17 protein-coding genes are annotated in these 17,290 nt (G+C 43.3%); 16 read left to right on the forward strand and 1 reads right to left on the reverse strand.

Annotation, left to right across the window (positions count from 1 at the left end; all coding sequences use genetic code 11):
* Positions 1 to 76 precede the first annotated feature (76 nt).
* Entirely contained in the window at positions 77 to 331 is a 255-nt protein-coding gene (locus BJP37_RS09245; protein WP_075898215.1) for a hypothetical protein, read from the reverse strand.
* A 159-nt stretch (positions 332 to 490) separates the two neighbouring features.
* On the opposite strand from BJP37_RS09245, the gene BJP37_RS09255 reads away from it, so the two are divergent.
* From BJP37_RS09255 to BJP37_RS09330, 16 genes are all read left to right on the forward strand, one after another.
* On the forward strand, positions 491 to 2,782 hold the full coding sequence (locus BJP37_RS09255) for a flavin-dependent dehydrogenase (protein WP_229415255.1): 2,292 nt from the start codon (positions 491 to 493) through the stop codon (positions 2,780 to 2,782).
* A gap of 64 nt (positions 2,783 to 2,846) precedes the next feature.
* Entirely contained in the window at positions 2,847 to 3,860 is a 1,014-nt protein-coding gene (locus tag BJP37_RS09260) for a glycosyltransferase family protein (protein WP_081431118.1), read from the forward strand.
* A 611-nt stretch (positions 3,861 to 4,471) separates the two neighbouring features.
* Positions 4,472 to 4,876 (forward strand): ATP synthase subunit I, encoded by a 405-nt coding sequence (locus BJP37_RS09265; RefSeq protein ID WP_418904120.1) that lies wholly within the window; start codon positions 4,472 to 4,474, stop codon positions 4,874 to 4,876.
* A 76-nt stretch (positions 4,877 to 4,952) separates the two neighbouring features.
* On the forward strand, positions 4,953 to 5,702 hold the full coding sequence (atpB, locus tag BJP37_RS09270; protein ID WP_070392128.1) for a F0F1 ATP synthase subunit A: 750 nt from the start codon (positions 4,953 to 4,955) through the stop codon (positions 5,700 to 5,702).
* A 132-nt stretch (positions 5,703 to 5,834) separates the two neighbouring features.
* The gene (gene atpE, locus BJP37_RS09275; RefSeq protein WP_070392129.1) at positions 5,835 to 6,080 is read left to right on the forward strand and encodes an ATP synthase F0 subunit C; all 246 of its coding nucleotides are present in this window, start codon (positions 5,835 to 5,837) and stop codon (positions 6,078 to 6,080) included.
* A 101-nt stretch (positions 6,081 to 6,181) separates the two neighbouring features.
* Positions 6,182 to 6,613 carry a F0F1 ATP synthase subunit B' gene (locus BJP37_RS09280; RefSeq protein ID WP_075898222.1) on the forward strand — a complete coding sequence of 144 codons (432 nt, stop codon included), beginning with the start codon at positions 6,182 to 6,184 and terminating at the stop codon, positions 6,611 to 6,613.
* A 208-nt stretch (positions 6,614 to 6,821) separates the two neighbouring features.
* Positions 6,822 to 7,355: a F0F1 ATP synthase subunit B gene (locus BJP37_RS09285; RefSeq protein WP_075898224.1), complete on the forward strand. Its 534-nt coding sequence runs from the start codon at positions 6,822 to 6,824 to the stop codon at positions 7,353 to 7,355.
* Positions 7,352 to 7,906: an ATP synthase F1 subunit delta gene (gene atpH / locus BJP37_RS09290; protein WP_075898226.1), complete on the forward strand. Its 555-nt coding sequence runs from the start codon at positions 7,352 to 7,354 to the stop codon at positions 7,904 to 7,906. The genes BJP37_RS09285 and atpH overlap by 4 nt, the downstream gene beginning before the upstream one ends.
* Positions 7,907 to 8,100: 194 nt before the next feature.
* Positions 8,101 to 9,618, forward strand: a complete 1,518-nt coding sequence (gene atpA / locus BJP37_RS09295; RefSeq protein ID WP_075898228.1) for a F0F1 ATP synthase subunit alpha — start codon at positions 8,101 to 8,103, stop codon at positions 9,616 to 9,618.
* Positions 9,619 to 9,854: 236 nt separating this feature from the next.
* Positions 9,855 to 10,805 carry a F0F1 ATP synthase subunit gamma gene (locus BJP37_RS09300; protein WP_075898230.1) on the forward strand — a complete coding sequence of 317 codons (951 nt, stop codon included), beginning with the start codon at positions 9,855 to 9,857 and terminating at the stop codon, positions 10,803 to 10,805.
* Positions 10,806 to 11,170: 365 nt separating this feature from the next.
* Positions 11,171 to 12,322 (forward strand): AZOBR_p60025 family cell surface glycopolymer formation protein, encoded by a 1,152-nt coding sequence (locus tag BJP37_RS09305; RefSeq protein ID WP_075898232.1) that lies wholly within the window; start codon positions 11,171 to 11,173, stop codon positions 12,320 to 12,322.
* A 493-nt stretch (positions 12,323 to 12,815) separates the two neighbouring features.
* Entirely contained in the window at positions 12,816 to 13,235 is a 420-nt protein-coding gene (locus BJP37_RS09310; protein WP_075898234.1) for a XisH family protein, read from the forward strand.
* Positions 13,223 to 13,564 (forward strand): XisI protein, encoded by a 342-nt coding sequence (locus BJP37_RS09315; protein ID WP_008181118.1) that lies wholly within the window; start codon positions 13,223 to 13,225, stop codon positions 13,562 to 13,564. Before BJP37_RS09310 ends, BJP37_RS09315 begins: the two co-directional genes overlap by 13 nt.
* A 651-nt stretch (positions 13,565 to 14,215) precedes the next feature.
* Positions 14,216 to 15,148, forward strand: a complete 933-nt coding sequence (locus BJP37_RS09320; protein ID WP_075898236.1) for a calcium-binding protein — start codon at positions 14,216 to 14,218, stop codon at positions 15,146 to 15,148.
* A gap of 315 nt (positions 15,149 to 15,463) precedes the next feature.
* Positions 15,464 to 16,120: a calcium-binding protein gene (locus tag BJP37_RS09325; protein ID WP_075898238.1), complete on the forward strand. Its 657-nt coding sequence runs from the start codon at positions 15,464 to 15,466 to the stop codon at positions 16,118 to 16,120.
* A gap of 315 nt (positions 16,121 to 16,435) precedes the next feature.
* The gene (locus tag BJP37_RS09330; protein ID WP_075898238.1) at positions 16,436 to 17,092 is read left to right on the forward strand and encodes a calcium-binding protein; all 657 of its coding nucleotides are present in this window, start codon (positions 16,436 to 16,438) and stop codon (positions 17,090 to 17,092) included.
* Positions 17,093 to 17,290: the final 198 nt, after the last annotated feature.

Genomic DNA, 17,290 nt, shown 5'->3' on the forward strand with positions numbered 1-17,290 from the left:
ACTGAGAATTGCTGGAAAAAGGTAGATGCATTATGGCTTGAGTCGTCGCAATTAGCCTAAGCAGCTCGGGCGTCGCTTAAGACGCCTGCCATTCCAATTCAGGCAGACTCTCCCAGGCTTCGACAAGCAGGTCATTGAGTAATACTCTTTGTGAGTGATCAAGCCAATCGTCTTCTGCTAAGACTTCGGCAGTTAAATCGTCAAGGGACTGTCCCTCTTGACGGGCAATTTGAATGACACCAGCAATCGCCATTACCACCAGTTCTTCATCAACTGGTTGTTGACGTAGGGCGACTATTTCTTGTGGACTAGCTGGAATGGGATAATTCATACCTAACAAACAAGGGCACCCTTGACTATAACTAAACTGAAATCAATGTAAAGTATTTTTACGAATATTAAACAAGTCGATACTTGGAAGCTTAGCGTATTTTCACTACTGATTACCTCCGTCTCTCCTCTTAATGACATTTGTGATCACATAACCCCTATGAAAGAGATTTTGTACGTAGAAATCCCTACACCAGACACCAAGACTGTCTGCCACTGGTTGCAACAGGAATGGCAGCCTAAGCTCGGGGATAAGATAATCACGCCGGATGGTATCCGTCTGCAATGGGAGACTACTCCTGATGAGAATTCTAATCACAAGACTACAGTTGTAGTTTCTTTGATTCCAGAAATCTCGATTTTTGTGTGGTCCGTCCAGCGAACCACCTACCTCAAAGCCTTTCGTTGGTCCGAAAAGCCCCTGAGCGGCGAAACGCTAATTCTAAGACAGCTGACCCAGAGTCTTCGGGATCAATTCCCGTACCACTATCCAGAACCACCGGATGTAGAGTTATCGGAGCAATCCATCTTTGAAGCATTAGCACCCTATTATCCTCAGACTGTGCACTTTTTCCGGAAAATGCCTAGAGGAGAATATGACCTGAATCGAGTTTATTGGTGGGAAAAGCGCTGGCGTGAGGGGGTTCGTAACCCCCAGCAGCCCAAGCAGGTAGTGTTTAAGGAGTTGAAGGTTGAAAGTTCCCAACAGTTGAAGGTTGGCCAGTTGCACGTTGTTCGCGAACAACCATCTAACCTTCAACCAACTAACCTTGAACCATCTAACCTTCAACCAACTAACCTTCAACCATCTAACCTTCAACCATCTAACCTTCAACCAACTAACCTTCAACCAACTAACCTTCAACCATCTAACCTTCAACCATCTAACCTTCAACCATCTAACCTTCAACCGACTAACCTTGAACCTTCAACCTCTAAGTACGACGTAATCTACATCGGTGGTGCCTTGGGAGTGATCCATGCTGCAACAATGGCGCAGCGGGGTTATCGGGTATTGCTGATTGAGCGGTTAACCTTTGGGCGGATGAACCGGGAATGGAATATTTCACGGGATGAGTTTCAAAGCTTGATTGATTTGGGTTTATTTACCCCAACTGAGTTTGAAGGGATTATTGCTAGGGAATACGTTGATGGATTCAATAAGTTCTTTGATAGCAACAACCCACCCCACTTGAAAGCAGCCATTTTGCACACGCCAAGGGTGCTCAATATCGCCATTGATTCTGCTAAATTTTTGCAACTGTGTGGGAAAAAACTAAAGAGTGCTGGGGGAGAAATCTGGGATGAGACAGAGTTTATCCAAGCAACTATCACCCCAGAGGAAGTTGTGGTGGACTTGCAACACTTACCGACTAAATCTAACCGACAAGTGAGTGGTCGTCTGTTGGTGGATGCCATGGGAACGGCTTCACCAATTGCTTGGCAGCTCAATGGGGGTAGGGCGTTTAATAGTGTCTGTCCCACCGTGGGGGCTGTGATTGAGGGATTAGAGCCTCAGGTGTGGGATCCCGATTATGGTGATGTTCTCAATAGTCATGGGGATATTTCACGGGGACGTCAGCTGATTTGGGAGTTGTTCCCTGGTGCAGGTGAGGAATTGACAATTTATTTGTTCCATTACCATCAGATACATCCTGAGAATCCCGGCTCTTTATTAGAAATGTATGAAGATTTCTTTACTATCTTACCGGAGTACCGCCGATGTGATATAGAAAAGTTGGTGTGGAAGAAGCCAACCTTTGGGTATATTCCCGGACATTTTACGGTGGGAAGTCGCGATCGCATTGTGGCCTTTGACCGACTGGTTGCCATTGGTGATGCTGCTTCCCTTCAGTCCCCCTTGGTGTTCACTGGCTTCGGTTCCTTAGTGCGTAACCTCTATCGCTTAACCGATCTGTTGGACACTGCCTTGCGGCACAATCTTTTGAGTGTTAAGGATTTAAATCAAATTCGCGCCTATCAAAGTAATATTGCTGTTACCTGGCTGTTTTCCCAAGGGATGATGGTACCAACAGGTCGTCATCTACCACCCCAGCGGATTAACGCCATGCTCAATACCTTCTTTGGATTGTTGGCAGATGAACCACCGGAGGTACCAGATACGTTTATTAAAGACCGTTTCAGTTGGTTAACCTTTAATCGACTGGCACTCAAAGCAGCTCGGCGAAACCCTGCCCTCATCCCCTGGATTTTGGAAATGGCTGGTGCTAAGGATTTCTTGCTTTGGGTAGGCAGTTACTTAAGTTTTACTAGCAATGCCTTGGTCAGCGGGTTGCTCAAAGGTTGGTTTCCCAGTCTAGTTCGACGGTTACAGCCCTGGCTTGAAAAGCGTTATCCACGGCTTTGGTTACAGTTGTTGGCTCAAAGTTATGCCATCACAGCTGGGATGGGGCGTCCTGAAAAAGTAAACCGTGAGCTCAAGTTCGATTGAATACTTATCATTGAAGGTTATTCGTTAATGGTTAATTAACGAATAACCAAGAAGGAAGATGATAATGAGTCAAAGAAAGAGTTTAGTAATTATCTGTCTAATTTTAATCGCTGTGGTCGGTGTTGTGATTAATGTCAAACTTTTGCAAGTTTGGAACTATAACACTGAAGGACATGATATTTACTATAGCTGGGTAGAAGGGAAGCGAATTTTATCGGGGGAAAATCCCTACGCTAGAGTCTTATCGGGAAATATGAGAGAGAATCAGAAGTATGCTACCTATTTCCCCCTTTTTTATTGGCTTTCAGCATTAACTCAATTATTGGGGTTCCAAGACTACTCAGACTGGATTTCCCTATGGCGACCGATATTTTTAATGGTTAATATCGGGATTGCTGGTCTAATTTTCTATCATTTGTATAACCATAACCTCTTTATATTTGGCTGGTTTGCTGCTTTATTCTGGTTACTGAACCGATGGACAATTTATGTTAGTATCGACGGCAACTTGGATTTCCTAGCTATATTTTTTCTGATTCTTTCCCTGATGTTACTGCCGAAACACAAGTCCACAGCTTTCTTGATGTTTAGCTTGTCTTTAGCGATTAAACAAATTGCTATCTTTTTACTACCACTTTATCTGATTTGGGCTTGGCAATCATCAGAGGATAATCCTATCAAGGATACCTTCATCGCTTTGTTGTTAATAATTGTTATCCCTGGGATAACGTCACTACCATTTATCTTATGGAATGCAGAAGGATTCTTTAAATCGATTCTATTTTCAGCCACTAGAAATCCAGACGGACATGTTAATGCTCCTTCCTTAGATGGGTTAATTACATTATCAAATCCTGATTTCATTGGTATCAAAGCTAAGTTGCCAATGGTGTTGGTAATGAGTCTAGTATTTCTGAGTGCCATGAAGCGACAAATTGGCATCTATACTAGTGCTTTGCTGACCATGTCGGTATTTATTGAATTCAATTCAGTAATATTTAACCAATATTTTTGTTGGGTCGTACCTTTGTTGCCTCTCGCTAGTTGCGAGATACTTCTTAAGAAGTACGCCAAATGAGATATCCTTCCCTCAAACGCGATGCTCGGTACGAGCCGCTACGCGATTGGCCGTAGGCCACGCTACGCGAACGCATCAAGATCCCAATACAATATATAGACTTTCCCTGTTGAGTGACAAATTTTGGTTTGTCCGTTGGGTCGAACATAGTGAAACCCAACATTGGCAATGGTTTTGTTCGGTTTAGCTACCGCTCCACCGCTACCTAAGTAAAACCGTTGATTTTAGGAGTAAAGTCAGTCAATCACCTCTAGCACTAGTCCCCTGCCCCCTCAAGGATGGAGCTATACAAACTTTCGTCCGCACCTCAAGGACTCAGAGAAAATCATTGGTGTGGTCAGCCTAAGTCTGGAAGTTTAGTTTGTGTAGTCACTACCTATCCGTTACATGCACCTATCCGTTGCCGCATTTATCCATCACCCTGTCAGCCGAAACCCTTACTTATACCGCACTTCGGAGGGATTAGTTATTTTTATACCAGATTTGTTAAGTATTGTGACCTTTCCCATGATATGATTACCTCTGGTTTGTGAAAACAAGCCAGATGACTGGACTAGCATTTGCTGCTACCGGTGAACTTGTCAGATGACCCTCTTGAGAAACCATTGACCATGGAGGAAAACACGCAAACAAGTTACTTGTCCCCTTCAACGAGTTCGTCAATGGAGGAGTATTACCAACTCAAACAAACTCTGTTGTTGGTCACCCTAGTCGCGACAGGGATTATTTTCATCTGTGTGTGGCTGGTTTACTCCCTCAACATTGCCTTGAATTATTTGATTGGGGCGTGTACTGGTATGGTTTACTTGAGAATGTTGGCTAAAGACGTAGAGCGGCTAAGCCAACAAAATAGGCGTCCGAGCACGGCTCGGTTTGCGGTTTTTATTGGGATAATTGTAGTAGCCAGTCAATGGCAAAAATTACAAATACTTCCTATATTTTTAGGGTTTCTGACGTACAAAGCCGCAATTATCGTCTATATCCTGCAAAGCCTAGTAAATCCTACCTCTAAGTAAGATTTATTTAAGTCGGATTTATTGGTAGGATAAACAGACGTTTCACCCTTGACAGAAATCTGGGTAAATCTCCAGAATGGAAATGATAAATGCTTTAAACGTTCTGAATTCTTTACCCCTTGCTTCCTTAGAAGTTGGTGAACACTTTTATTGGCGGATTGGCAATTTAACATTACACGGTCAGGTTTTTCTCACCTCCTGGGTAGTGATTGCTATTCTGGTAGTAGCTTCCCTTGCGGCAACTCGAAATGTCCAAATGGTTCCTGGCGGTATCCAAAATTTGATGGAGTACGCCCTAGAATTTTTGAGGGATTTAGCGAAAAACCAGCTGGGGGAAAAAGAATATCGCCCTTGGGTACCTTTTATCGGTACACTGTTTTTGTTTATCTTCGTGTCAAACTGGTCAGGAGCCCTAATTCCTTGGGGAATTATCGAGCTCCCATCCGGTGAGCTGGCGGCTCCTACCAATGACATCAATACCACCGTTGCTTTAGCCTTACTAACATCCTTGGCGTATTTTTACGCTGGTTTGAGCAAGAAGGGTTTAGGTTACTTCGCTGGCTATATTCAGCCAATACCAATCCTCTTGCCGATCAAGATTTTAGAAGACTTCACCAAGCCCCTCTCCCTAAGCTTCCGTTTATTTGGCAATATTCTGGCAGATGAATTGGTAGTAGCCGTGTTGGTGCTGCTAGTGCCTCTGTTTATCCCGTTGCCAATTATGGCGCTAGGTCTATTTACCAGTGCAATTCAAGCCCTGGTATTCGCTACCTTGGCAGCTGCCTACATTCACGAGGCAATAGAAGTCGAAGGCGAAGAACATTAAGGGATAACCTTATGATGGGAATGGCACGGTAGCCTTAAATTAGGAATAGTTGGAATTGATCACTCCTTCGGAGTTTCCTTCTGACTAGTAGCTCTGTATTTTGTTCTTTAATCACGGATAAGAAAAATAATCATGGATCCAATCATTGCTGCTGCTTCAGTTGTCGCTGCTGCTCTCGCTGTCGGTTTAGCTGCTATCGGCCCTGGTATCGGTCAAGGAAATGCTGCTGGTCAAGCTGTAGAAGGTATTGCTCGTCAGCCGGAAGCTGAAGGAAAAATTCGCGGTACTCTGCTGTTAACCTTGGCATTTATGGAATCCCTGACTATCTATGGTCTGGTAATTTCTCTGGTTCTGCTGTTTGCTAACCCATTTTCTTAGAACCTGATACTTGATGTAGAGACGTTGCAGGCAACGTCTCTACATGGTAGGTCTGATACGGTGAATTGTTCGGTTTGATTCCGATTTGGGATTTGTAAAAAATGTTTGATTTTGATGCTACTCTGCCTCTGATGGCATTGCAGTTTCTGGTTTTGACAGTTGTATTAAATACCATATTCTATAAGCCACTGACAAAAACCCTCGATGAGCGTGACGAATACATCCGGAATCAGGAATCTGATGCCAAAGAACGCTTGTCTAAAGCCGAAAAAATGGCTAAAGAGTATGAAGAACAGTTGGGTCAAGCCCGGAAGCAGTCTCAAGCTGTGATCGCTGCTGCTCAAGAAGATGCCAGAAAAATGGCAGCTCAAGCGGTCGCTGAAGCCCAACAAGAAGCTCAGGCTGAACGAGCAAAAGCTCAAGAAGAAATTGATCAACAGAAACAGCAAGCAATGGCTTCCCTCGAACAACAGGTGGATGATCTATCTCGCCAAATCTTAGAAAAATTGTTAGGGCCAGCGTTAGTAAGATAAATGGTGGCGTCTTGACCGCCTGACCCATATATTTACTAAAACTCCTAAGAGATTGGCGATGTGGGAGTACTGTCAAACTATTTCAAACTATTAATTATCTTGAGATAATTGTCTTAAAATAATTGTCTTGAGATAATTATCTTGAGAGTAGGTGGACAGGTCATAGCTTAGCAAGATTATGCGTTCAAAACAATTGTAAACGGATATGATGGGGAATTTAGTATTATTGGCAACAGAAGCTCATGGAGAAGGTGGTTTTGGATTAAACTTTAATATTCTTGAAACCAACCTAATCAACCTGAGTATTTTGTTGGGAGTACTCTACTACTTCGGAAGCAAATTAGTGGGAAACATTTTGAGTGAGCGACGCTCAAAAATTGAACAGGCCATTAAAGAAGTAGAAGCTCGTCAAAGACAAGGAGCTGAAGCCTTAGCAGATCAACAGCAGAAGTTAGCTCAAGCCCAAGTCGAGGCAGAAAACATTCGTGCTGCAGCAGAAGTTAATGCTAAAGCAGCTAAAGAGGCAATTTTGGCCGCTTCGGCTCAAGAGATTGAACGGATGAAAGAATCAGCAGTTCAGGATTTGAACTCGGAGAGGGAACGAGCCATGGCCGAACTACGCCAGCGAGTTGCTACTATGGCAATGGCTAAGGTTGATTCCCAACTAAGAGAGACATTAGATAACTCCGCTCAACAACAATTAATTGACCGCAACATCGCTCTGTTGGGAGGTGGCTCATGAAAGGTGGTTTTTTGAGTGGCCAAGTACTCGAACCTTATGCAGAAGCGTTGCTCGATTTGGCTAAGTCCGATAACGAACTCAAAGGCAAACTGAGTGAGGATGTAGATACTCTGCTGAGTCTTTTGAAAGAATCGCCACAATTGCAGGAGTTTTTAGGCTCTCCTGTGGTTAGAGCTGAGGATAAAATCGGGGTGTTGCAACAAATTGCTGGGGACCAACTTCACCCCTACACCATGAATTTTTTAAGGATTCTAGTAGACCGTGGGCGCATTGCGTTTTTGGAAGGCATTTGCCTGAAGTACCAAGAACTTCTCAGGGAGTTAGATCAAACTGTTTTGGCTGAGGTCAGTTCAGCAATAGAACTTTCTGAAGCTCAGCAAGAATCAGTTCGTGAGAAAGTTAAGTCCCTCACGGGAGCCAATCAGGTAGAACTGGATACAAAAATTGACCCGGATGTAATTGGTGGTGTGATCATTAAAGTCGGGTCTCAGATATTTGATGCCAGTCTAAAAGGACAACTCCGTCGCATCGGTATGGCTCTGACGAGTTGAAGTACGTCACGTTGGTTGTTCGCCCCGTAGTCGGTGTAGGGTAAGTTAGTTGGTTCTCTGAGGCTTACCTTTTAGGGTAGGTTAGTTGGTTAAAGATTAACCCCTTGGGACATAACCTTGAACAGTCAACAGTCAACAGTCAACAGTTAATAGTTAACAGTAAACAATTAGTTAGTTAACGATAAAAACACATCATGATTAGCATTAGACCAGACGAAATTAGCAGCATTATTCGGCAGCAAATTCAAGGATATAACCAAGGTTTTGCCGTTTCCAACGTTGGAACGGTTTTGCAAGTTGGTGATGGTATTGCCCGGATTTATGGCTTGGAAAAGTGCATGGCTGGGGAACTGCTGGAGTTTGAAGATGGCACCGTTGGCATTGCCCAGAACTTAGAACAGGACAATGTGGGTGCAGTGCTGATGGGGGATGGTTTAAATATCCAGGAAGGTAGCTCGGTTACTGCTACTGGTAAAATTGCTCAGGTACCCGTCGGAGAGGCACTGATTGGTCGGGTAGTTGATGGCTTGGGTCGTCCCATTGATGGTAAGGGGGACATTCAAAGCACTGAATCCCGTCTGGTGGAATCCATGGCCCCAGGGATTATTGCGCGGCGTTCAGTTTGTGAACCCATGCAAACGGGAATCACCGCTATTGACGCTATGATTCCCGTTGGACGCGGTCAGCGGGAGTTGATTATCGGTGACCGACAAACCGGGAAAACTGCTATTGCTGTAGACACAATCATCAACCAGAAACAGGAAGATGTAATTTGTGTCTATGTTGCTATTGGTCAGAAGGCATCTACGGTAGCCCAAGTGGTGAATACCCTCCAGGAAAAAGGAGCATTAGACTACACTGTGATCGTGGCAGCGAACGCCAATGACCCAGCTACTCTACAGTTCTTGGCTCCCTACACTGGTGCCTCGATTGCCGAGTACTTTATGTACAACGGTAAGGCAACCCTAGTGATTTATGATGACTTGTCTAAGCAAGCTCAAGCCTATCGCCAGATGTCCCTACTGCTGCGCCGTCCACCAGGACGGGAAGCTTATCCAGGAGATGTGTTCTACGTCCACTCCCGGTTGTTGGAACGGGCAGCTAAACTGAATGATGAACTGGGTGGTGGTAGTATGACTGCACTGCCTATTATTGAAACTCAGGCTGGTGACGTATCAGCTTACATCCCGACTAATGTAATTTCTATTACCGATGGTCAAATCTTCCTCTCCTCTGACCTATTCAACTCTGGTGTCAGACCAGCGATTAACCCTGGTATCTCAGTGTCACGGGTAGGTTCTGCTGCCCAAACCAAGGCAATGAAGAAAGTGGCTGGTAAGTTGAAGCTAGAACTAGCCCAGTTTGACGACTTGCAAGCTTTTGCTCAGTTTGCCTCCGACTTGGATGCCGCTACCCAAGCTCAGTTGGCTCGGGGTCAGCGTTTACGGGAAGTGTTGAAGCAACCTCAGAATTCCCCCCTAGCTGTGTTTGAGCAAGTGGCAATCGTTTACGCTGGACTCAATGGCTATCTAGATGATGTGCCTACTGATAAGGTGACAACTTTTACTCAGGGACTGCGGGAGTACTTGAAAACCAGCAAGCCAGAGTACGTTGAGATCATCAAAAAGGAGAAGAAGCTCACTGATGAAGCCGAAAGCATTCTAAAGGAAGCGATCGCAGAATACAAACAGACCTTCCTAGTCTCCGCTTAACAGGTTAAAGATTAGTTTCGGTTGCAGGTTAGTTTCCGTTGCAGGTTGCAGGTTAGTTTCCGTTGCAGGTTAGTAGGTTGCAGGTTCTCTAAAACACAGTCAACCTAGCCTACACCGAACGCCAAAGGCGAACAACCAGACAACCTTCAACCCGAGACAACCTTCAACCCGAGACAACCTTCAACCAGACAACCTTCAACCCGAGACAACCTTCATCCTTCATCCTTGAACAGATTATGCCTAATCTAAAAGATATTCGCGATCGCATTAAGTCAGTCAAAAATACCCGAAAAATCACCGAAGCGATGCGCCTTGTGGCTGCGGCTAAGGTACGTCGTGCTCAACAACAGGTAACTGCCACCCGTCCCTTTGCTGACCGCTTAACACAAGTTCTCTACGGTTTGCAAAACCGGATGCAGTTTGAAGATGCCAATCTCCCCCTACTAAAAGAACGGGAAATCAAGAATGTAGGCTTGCTCGTCGTTTCAGGGGATAGAGGACTATGTGGCGGTTACAATACTAACGTTATCAAGCGTGCAGAAAACCGTGCAAAGGAACTACAGGAAAAAGGGGTTGGCTACAAATACGTGCTAGTTGGACGCAAAGCTATTCAGTACTTCGAACGCCGCGACCAGCCAATTGATGCCAAGTACACCGGTTTAGAACAGATTCCCACCGCATCAGAAGCATCTATGATTGCTGACCAACTCCTCTCCCTGTTTCTGTCTGAAACCGTAGACCGGGTGGAGTTGATATACACCAAATTCGTCTCATTGATTAGTTCTAGACCTGCGGTTCAAACTCTGCTACCCCTAACAGCTAAGGGACTAGAATCACAGGATGATGAAATCTTCAGATTAACAACTAAAGGTGGTGAGTTCAAGGTAGAGCGGGAGTTAGTCACAAGGACAACTACCGAGACTTTCCCCCGTGACATGATCTTTGAACAAGACCCCGTCCAAATCCTGGATGCCCTGTTGCCTTTATATCTAAACAACCAGTTACTACGGGCATTACAAGAGTCAGCAGCTAGTGAACTGGCTTGTCGGATGACAGCAATGAGTAATGCTAGTGATAATGCATCGGAACTGACTGGTAAACTAACCCTAACCTACAACAAGGCACGGCAAGCCGCAATTACCCAGGAAATTCTGGAAGTTGTGGGTGGTGCTGAAGCACTCGGTTAATTTCATTTTATTTAATTTTTTTTATCATCAGCTGCAAAGATTACCTGCGTCTGGAATTAACCAGGCGCATTTTTACTTTTTGCGAATTGTAAGCATTCAGCTAAAGGCCTTTGGCCACGCTACGCGAACAGCCGTCAGCCGTCAGCTTATTTTATTCAAAAGCACCATTAGTAGCCTAAGCTATGGGCATAAACTGTTCGCTTAGCGTGGCCACAGACCTTTAGCATCTCAAGTAGCGTGCGCGTAGCGCATTAGCTGTTCGCGTAGCGTGTGCGTAGCACATAAGCTGATAACTGATAGCTGACGGCTGAATGCTTACAGGATGATAGGGAAGAGCGGGTTAGCTCATAAAACAAGTGTAGGTCATGAAACAATTATGGAATCGGCAGCCGATTGAGATTAGGTACACAATATTGGCTGCTGTTTTAGTATTAGTTATAGTAAGTTTCTTTTATTTTGTAAAATTTGAAGGGAACATTACTGGCTTTTTCAGAATTGGATCACTATTCCCTATTTCTCCTTATCTCAATAGTGATCAAGTATTGATTTATCAGGGAGAGCAGGGATATGATGGTCAACAGTTTCTCACTATTGCCCTCGATCCATGGTTAGAAAACTCAGGAACAATAGAAGCCATTACTCCTCCGCAATATCGCTACAGAAGAATTCTGTATCCACTGCTAGGTTATCTATTAGGTTTTGGGAATCCCCAGCTAATTCCCTACGCAATGGTTGGGATTAACTGTCTAGCTATTATTCTCATAGTATTTGTGAGTAGTTTATATTTCAAACGATATAGTGGTAGAACTTGGCACTCACTCCTGGTTCTTTCTATACCAGGAGTTTGGATGGTTTTATCCCTTTCAACAGCTGATTTAATTAGTAGCTTGCTGCTCGTAACAGCTATCTATTTTTATCGCAATGAAAAACCGATTTACACAGCAATAGCCATCGCAGCTGCTTGTCTGACACGGGAGACAATGCTATTAATGTGGTTGGCAATTTTATTAACTAGTATATGGGAGCGCAAAGGTCGGCAGCTGCAACATCTATTATGGGCTTGGATACCAGTAGCTGGGTGGGCTATCTATGTTTTCTATCGTCTAGAAGTTCAAGAGAATCTAGAAGGTAGTGAAAATTTTGGCTACCCCCTATTTGGCATAGGTCAAAAGCTGATTAATAGTCTCACAGGAGGACTAGGGGGAAAAAACCTGTTTGAAGCTTATTCGTTTGCCTTATTAATAGCAGCTTTTTTAGTTACTATACTGCTAGCCAGTCAATCCCTACGAGAAAACAAAGTTATCCTAATCAGTGCCATTATTTATGCTGTGCTATTTTCAATGACTAGCATGACTATCTTGGGTTATTATTTAGATTATTCTCGTGTATACCTAGATATCTATTTCTTACTATTACTAAGTACCAGTTACTCAAAACGCTATTTAAGCTATTTAAAAAATATCGTCATGGCTGGTGCCAGCTTGGCAAGCATCACCTATTTACTTGCCCATTCATGAAACACCGGAAATGGAAAATAAAGATTCGGTAAAAATTTGATTTAGCGTTTGTATTTGAGATGTAAAATTTACAGCGGTTTGCAATTCAGTTAGGGACAAAGTTCCTAGGTTTTTAGGGAGCAGGGAGCAGGGAGCAGGGAGCAGGGAGCAGGAAAGAGGGAAGAAGGAAGAGGGAAAACAATCCTGTGTACCTGATAGTTATGCAAACCGCCGTAACACGATAAATAAAGATATAATATCAGGTGTACTTTGGGGGAAAAAGCGACATCATGAATAATATCAAGTCAGGTTAAATACCCTCAGCCCTGGTGCTAATGGTTTAGTAAATAGGAGCACTTCTGAAAATAAGCTTGATATTCATCATAGCATCTATGAATAATCTTGTTGACCCTTGGATAATCACTTTTTGCTAACTTAAGAATACCCGAATCATAACGGTAATGGTCAGAGTCAATTAAGATCAAAAAATTAATTAATTATTAAATTAATAACCATGCCAGTTCGTGACTACTATCATGATAGTGTACGCAATGCCCTTCAAAAAGACGGTTGGACAATCACCCACGATCCCTATCGTTTAAAACTCACTAGAAAAAAGAATTTATATATTGACTTAGGGGCAGAACGACTCATTGCGGCGGAAAAAGGTGTCCAGAAAATTGCTGTTGAAATCAAAAGTTTCCGCAGTGCATCAGAAATGAAAGATTTAGAGGAAGCAGTGGGTCAATTTGTTTTGTATGAACACCTACTGGTACGCTACGAACCCGAAAGAAAACTCTATTTAGCTGTTCCAGAAGATGTGATATCATCAGTGTTTGAAGAAGAAGCAGGACAAGTTTTAATCGAAGATAAAATCATTCGCATTTTTACCTTTGACGTCAATCAAGAGGAGCTTATTACATGGATACCTTAAACAAAACTAATCTAAAACAAGCCATTATCAAAGTCTTACAAGACTACGTTGAATTTTTAGGAAATGACCCCGAAAGCGACCTTCAATTAATCATTGACGAAAATAAAGATCACTATCTCCTCATGGAAATAGGTTGGCACAAAAATCAAAGAATTTACGGCAGTTTGATTCACATTGATATCATTAACGAAAAAATTTGGCTTCAACAAGACGGCACAGAAGAAGGAGTCGCCAACGAACTGGTAAAACTAGGCATTTCACCTCAACAAATTGTCCTTGCCTTTAAAACCTTAGAACGCCGTAAAATAACTGACTTTGCCGTTTCCTAATTCAAAACTAAGTACCTAGGCAAAATTGCTTACACATTGAAAGTTCACGGGGTGACAAAAAAGCTCAAACCTAGATAGGTGTTAGGTGTTAGGTTTTAGGTATTGGGTAAAATGAGTGCGATGAGTCATTTGTATTTGCCAGCAATTGAAGCAATTTTCACGCATACTTCGTCAATGATAGTTTTAATCAATCCATACCCGCACGGACATTCTTCACGCTTCACCTAACCCCTAAAACCTAACCCCTGTAAGATTTTAAAGAGCGCTTGTCACCCCCTGAGCCTATTTACTTGCCCATTCATGAAAAACCGGAAAGGTAAAATGAAGATTCGGTAAAATTTAAATTAAACTCTAACAAAGGTAAAAAAAATGCATATATAGCGTCTTTGATAGCGCTATCCTTATAGTTAAGGGGTAACCTAATTTGGTGGGTCTGAGTGAAATCAGGCGCATTTTTAATGAGGTTTTTTATACCCACATATTTTATTAATAACTATTACAAAAAATTTTTTTTTTCAGAAAAAGGGCAATTTTAACTTGATTAATTATTAAAGGCTGAAAATCACACCAGTTTTCAGATACAGCCTCAGATACTACCCAGGTGTGCATTATATAACAACTTAGAATTTATTAATTACGGAGCAAACATTGATGGTTTCTAATGATAACTTTGCAGACCGGATATTCTTAAAGCGTACATCAGTTAGTACCACAGGCACTAACGTGGGTTTCACTGGGGAGTCAGGTGAGCCCGATCATGCAGGCATTAGCAGCCCGTTAAATTCTGCCTGGTGGTCTTGGACAGCTCCCGGTGATGGTACAGTCACTATTGACACTTTTGGGAGTAACTACGACACTAGTCTAGCAGTCTACACCGGTTCAGCACTTAACAGCTTAACAGAGATTGCCAGTGATGATGACACCTTTGGTTTACAAAGTGAAGTTGTATTTACTGTTAGCGCTGGTACAACCTACCAAATTGCTGTTGATGGCTTTTCTTCCAACACAGGCTTGATTGATCTCAACATTAACTTAGATATTGACGACAATCTTATTTTAGGAACATCAGGCAATGATAGCCTGTTCGGCAGTGTCGAAAACGATCAGATTGAGGGTTTGGCTGGCAATGACACAATTTTTGGTAGTGAGGGAATTAATACCCTTCTCGGCGGTGATGGTAATGACGTGATCTACGGTGGTTCAAAGCTGGATGTGATTCGCGGTGGTAGCGGTAACGATACCATCTTCGCCAGTGAGGGGAATAATGAAATCTTTGGTGGTTCTGGTGATGACATTATCTATTCTGGCTCTGGCAATGATTTGATTAATAGTGGCAGTGGTGACGACACCCTGTGGCTAGGGGGTGGTGATGATCTAATTGTCCTCCAAAGCGGCAATGGCTTTGATACTATCAAAAACTTCCAGCTTGGTCTAACTATCTTTGATGCTGGCGATAGTGATCAGCTGAGCATCGTGGATGGTGCTAATGGTTCTGAAATCTCGCGCGGCGGAGACCTCCTGGCTGTGGTTAGTTGGACTCAAGCTAGCACTCTCATCGACAATCTCGACATGGTGTTTGTCTAGGGTTTTTCTGCAAGCCTCCGGTAGAGCAAAATTTGCCGGAGCATAAAATCATTACTTGATGAGCATAGTGCGTCTGAGTGAACTCAGGCGCATTTTTGATCAGGGTTGGTCTGCCCAGGACTTTTGTTAAGGAATATTACAAAAATCGGACCTTTTGTAGAAAAAGACCCGATTTAATTTGATTAACCATTAGAGGCTGAAAAACACAGCAGTTTTTAGATACAGCCTCAGACAACACCTCAGATGTAACTTCAGATACAACCGAGGTGTGGGTTACATAACAACTGACGATTCCTAATTAAGGAGGAAACATCAATGAATTCTATTAATAGTATCACAGGAACAGCAGGTGATGATAACCTGTTTGGCACTGTCGGAAACGATCGGATTTACGGTTTAGCTGGCAATGACAGCATCTTTGGCAGTGAGGGAATTAATTCCCTTTTCGGCGGTGATGGCAATGACCAAATCTTTGGTGGTTCACAGCGGGATTTCATTCGCGGTGGTAACGGTAACGATACCATCAGAGGAGCTGAGGGAGTTAATACCCTTTACGGCGGTAATGGTAATGACCTGATCGAGGGTGGTTCACAGCCGGATCTGATTTACGGTGGTAGCGGTAACGATACCCTCAGAGGAGCTGAAGGTAATAACAGAATCTATGGTGGTTCTGGTAATGACATGATCTATTCTGGCTCTGGCAATGATTTCATTAATAGTGGCAGTGGTTACGACACCATTTCTCTAGGGGGTGGTGAGGATCGAATTGTCCTCAACACCGGGGATGGCTTTGATACTATCAAAAACTTCCAGCTTGGTCTAACTACCTTTGATGTTGCCAATCCTAACCAGCTCAGCATCGTTGATGGTTATAATGGTGCCCAAATCTCAAGCGGCGGAGACCTCTTGGCTGTGGTGAGTTCGACTCAAGCTAGCACTCTCATAGACAATCTGGATCAGGTGTTTGTCTAGGGTTTTTCTGTAAAGCTCCGGTAAAGCAAAGCTTGCTGGAGGATCAAATCATGATTTGATGAGCATAGTGCGTCTGAGTGAACTCAGGCGCATTTTTGATCAGGGTTGGTCTGCCCAGGACTTTTGTTAAGGAATATTACAAAAATCGGACCTTTTGTAGAAAAAGACCCGATTTAATTTGATTAACCATTAGAGGCTGAAAAACACAGCAGTTTTTAGATACAGCCTCAGACAACACCTCAGATGTAACTTCAGATACAACCGAGGTGTGGGTTACATAACAACTGACGATTCCTAATTAAGGAGGAAACATCAATGAATTCTATTAATAGTATCACAGGAACAGCAGGTGATGATAACCTGTTTGGCACTGTCGGAAACGATCGGATTTACGGTTTAGCTGGCAATGACAGCATCTTTGGCAGTGAGGGAATTAATTCCCTTTTCGGCGGTGATGGCAATGACCAAATCTTTGGTGGTTCACAGCGGGATTTCATTCGCGGTGGTAACGGTAACGATACCATCAGAGGAGCTGAGGGAGTTAATACCCTTTACGGCGGTAATGGTAATGACCTGATCGAGGGTGGTTCACAGCCGGATCTGATTTACGGTGGTAGCGGTAACGATACCCTCAGAGGAGCTGAAGGTAATAACAGAATCTATGGTGGTTCTGGTAATGACATGATCTATTCTGGCTCTGGCAATGATTTCATTAATAGTGGCAGTGGTTACGACACCATTTCTCTAGGGGGTGGTGAGGATCGAATTGTCCTCAACACCGGGGATGGCTTTGATACTATCAAAAACTTCCAGCTTGGTCTAACTACCTTTGATGTTGCCAATCCTAACCAGCTCAGCATCGTTGATGGTTATAATGGTGCCCAAATCTCAAGCGGCGGAGACCTCTTGGCTGTGGTGAGTTCGACTCAAGCTAGCACTCTCATAGACAATCTGGATCAGGTGTTTGTCTAGGGTTTTTCTGCAAGCGTGCAATAAAGCAAAGCTTACCAGAGCATAAAATCATTATTTAATTAGCATAGTGCGTCTGAGTTAACTCAGGCGCATTTTTGATCAGGGTTGGTCTGCCCAGGGCTTTTGTTAAAGAACATTACAAAAATCTGCCCTTTTGTAGAAAAAGGAACATTTAACTTGATTAATTATTCAAGGCTA

Source organism: Moorena bouillonii PNG (assembly GCF_001942495.1).
Taxonomy (GTDB): Bacteria; Cyanobacteriota; Cyanobacteriia; order Cyanobacteriales; family Coleofasciculaceae; genus Moorena; species Moorena bouillonii.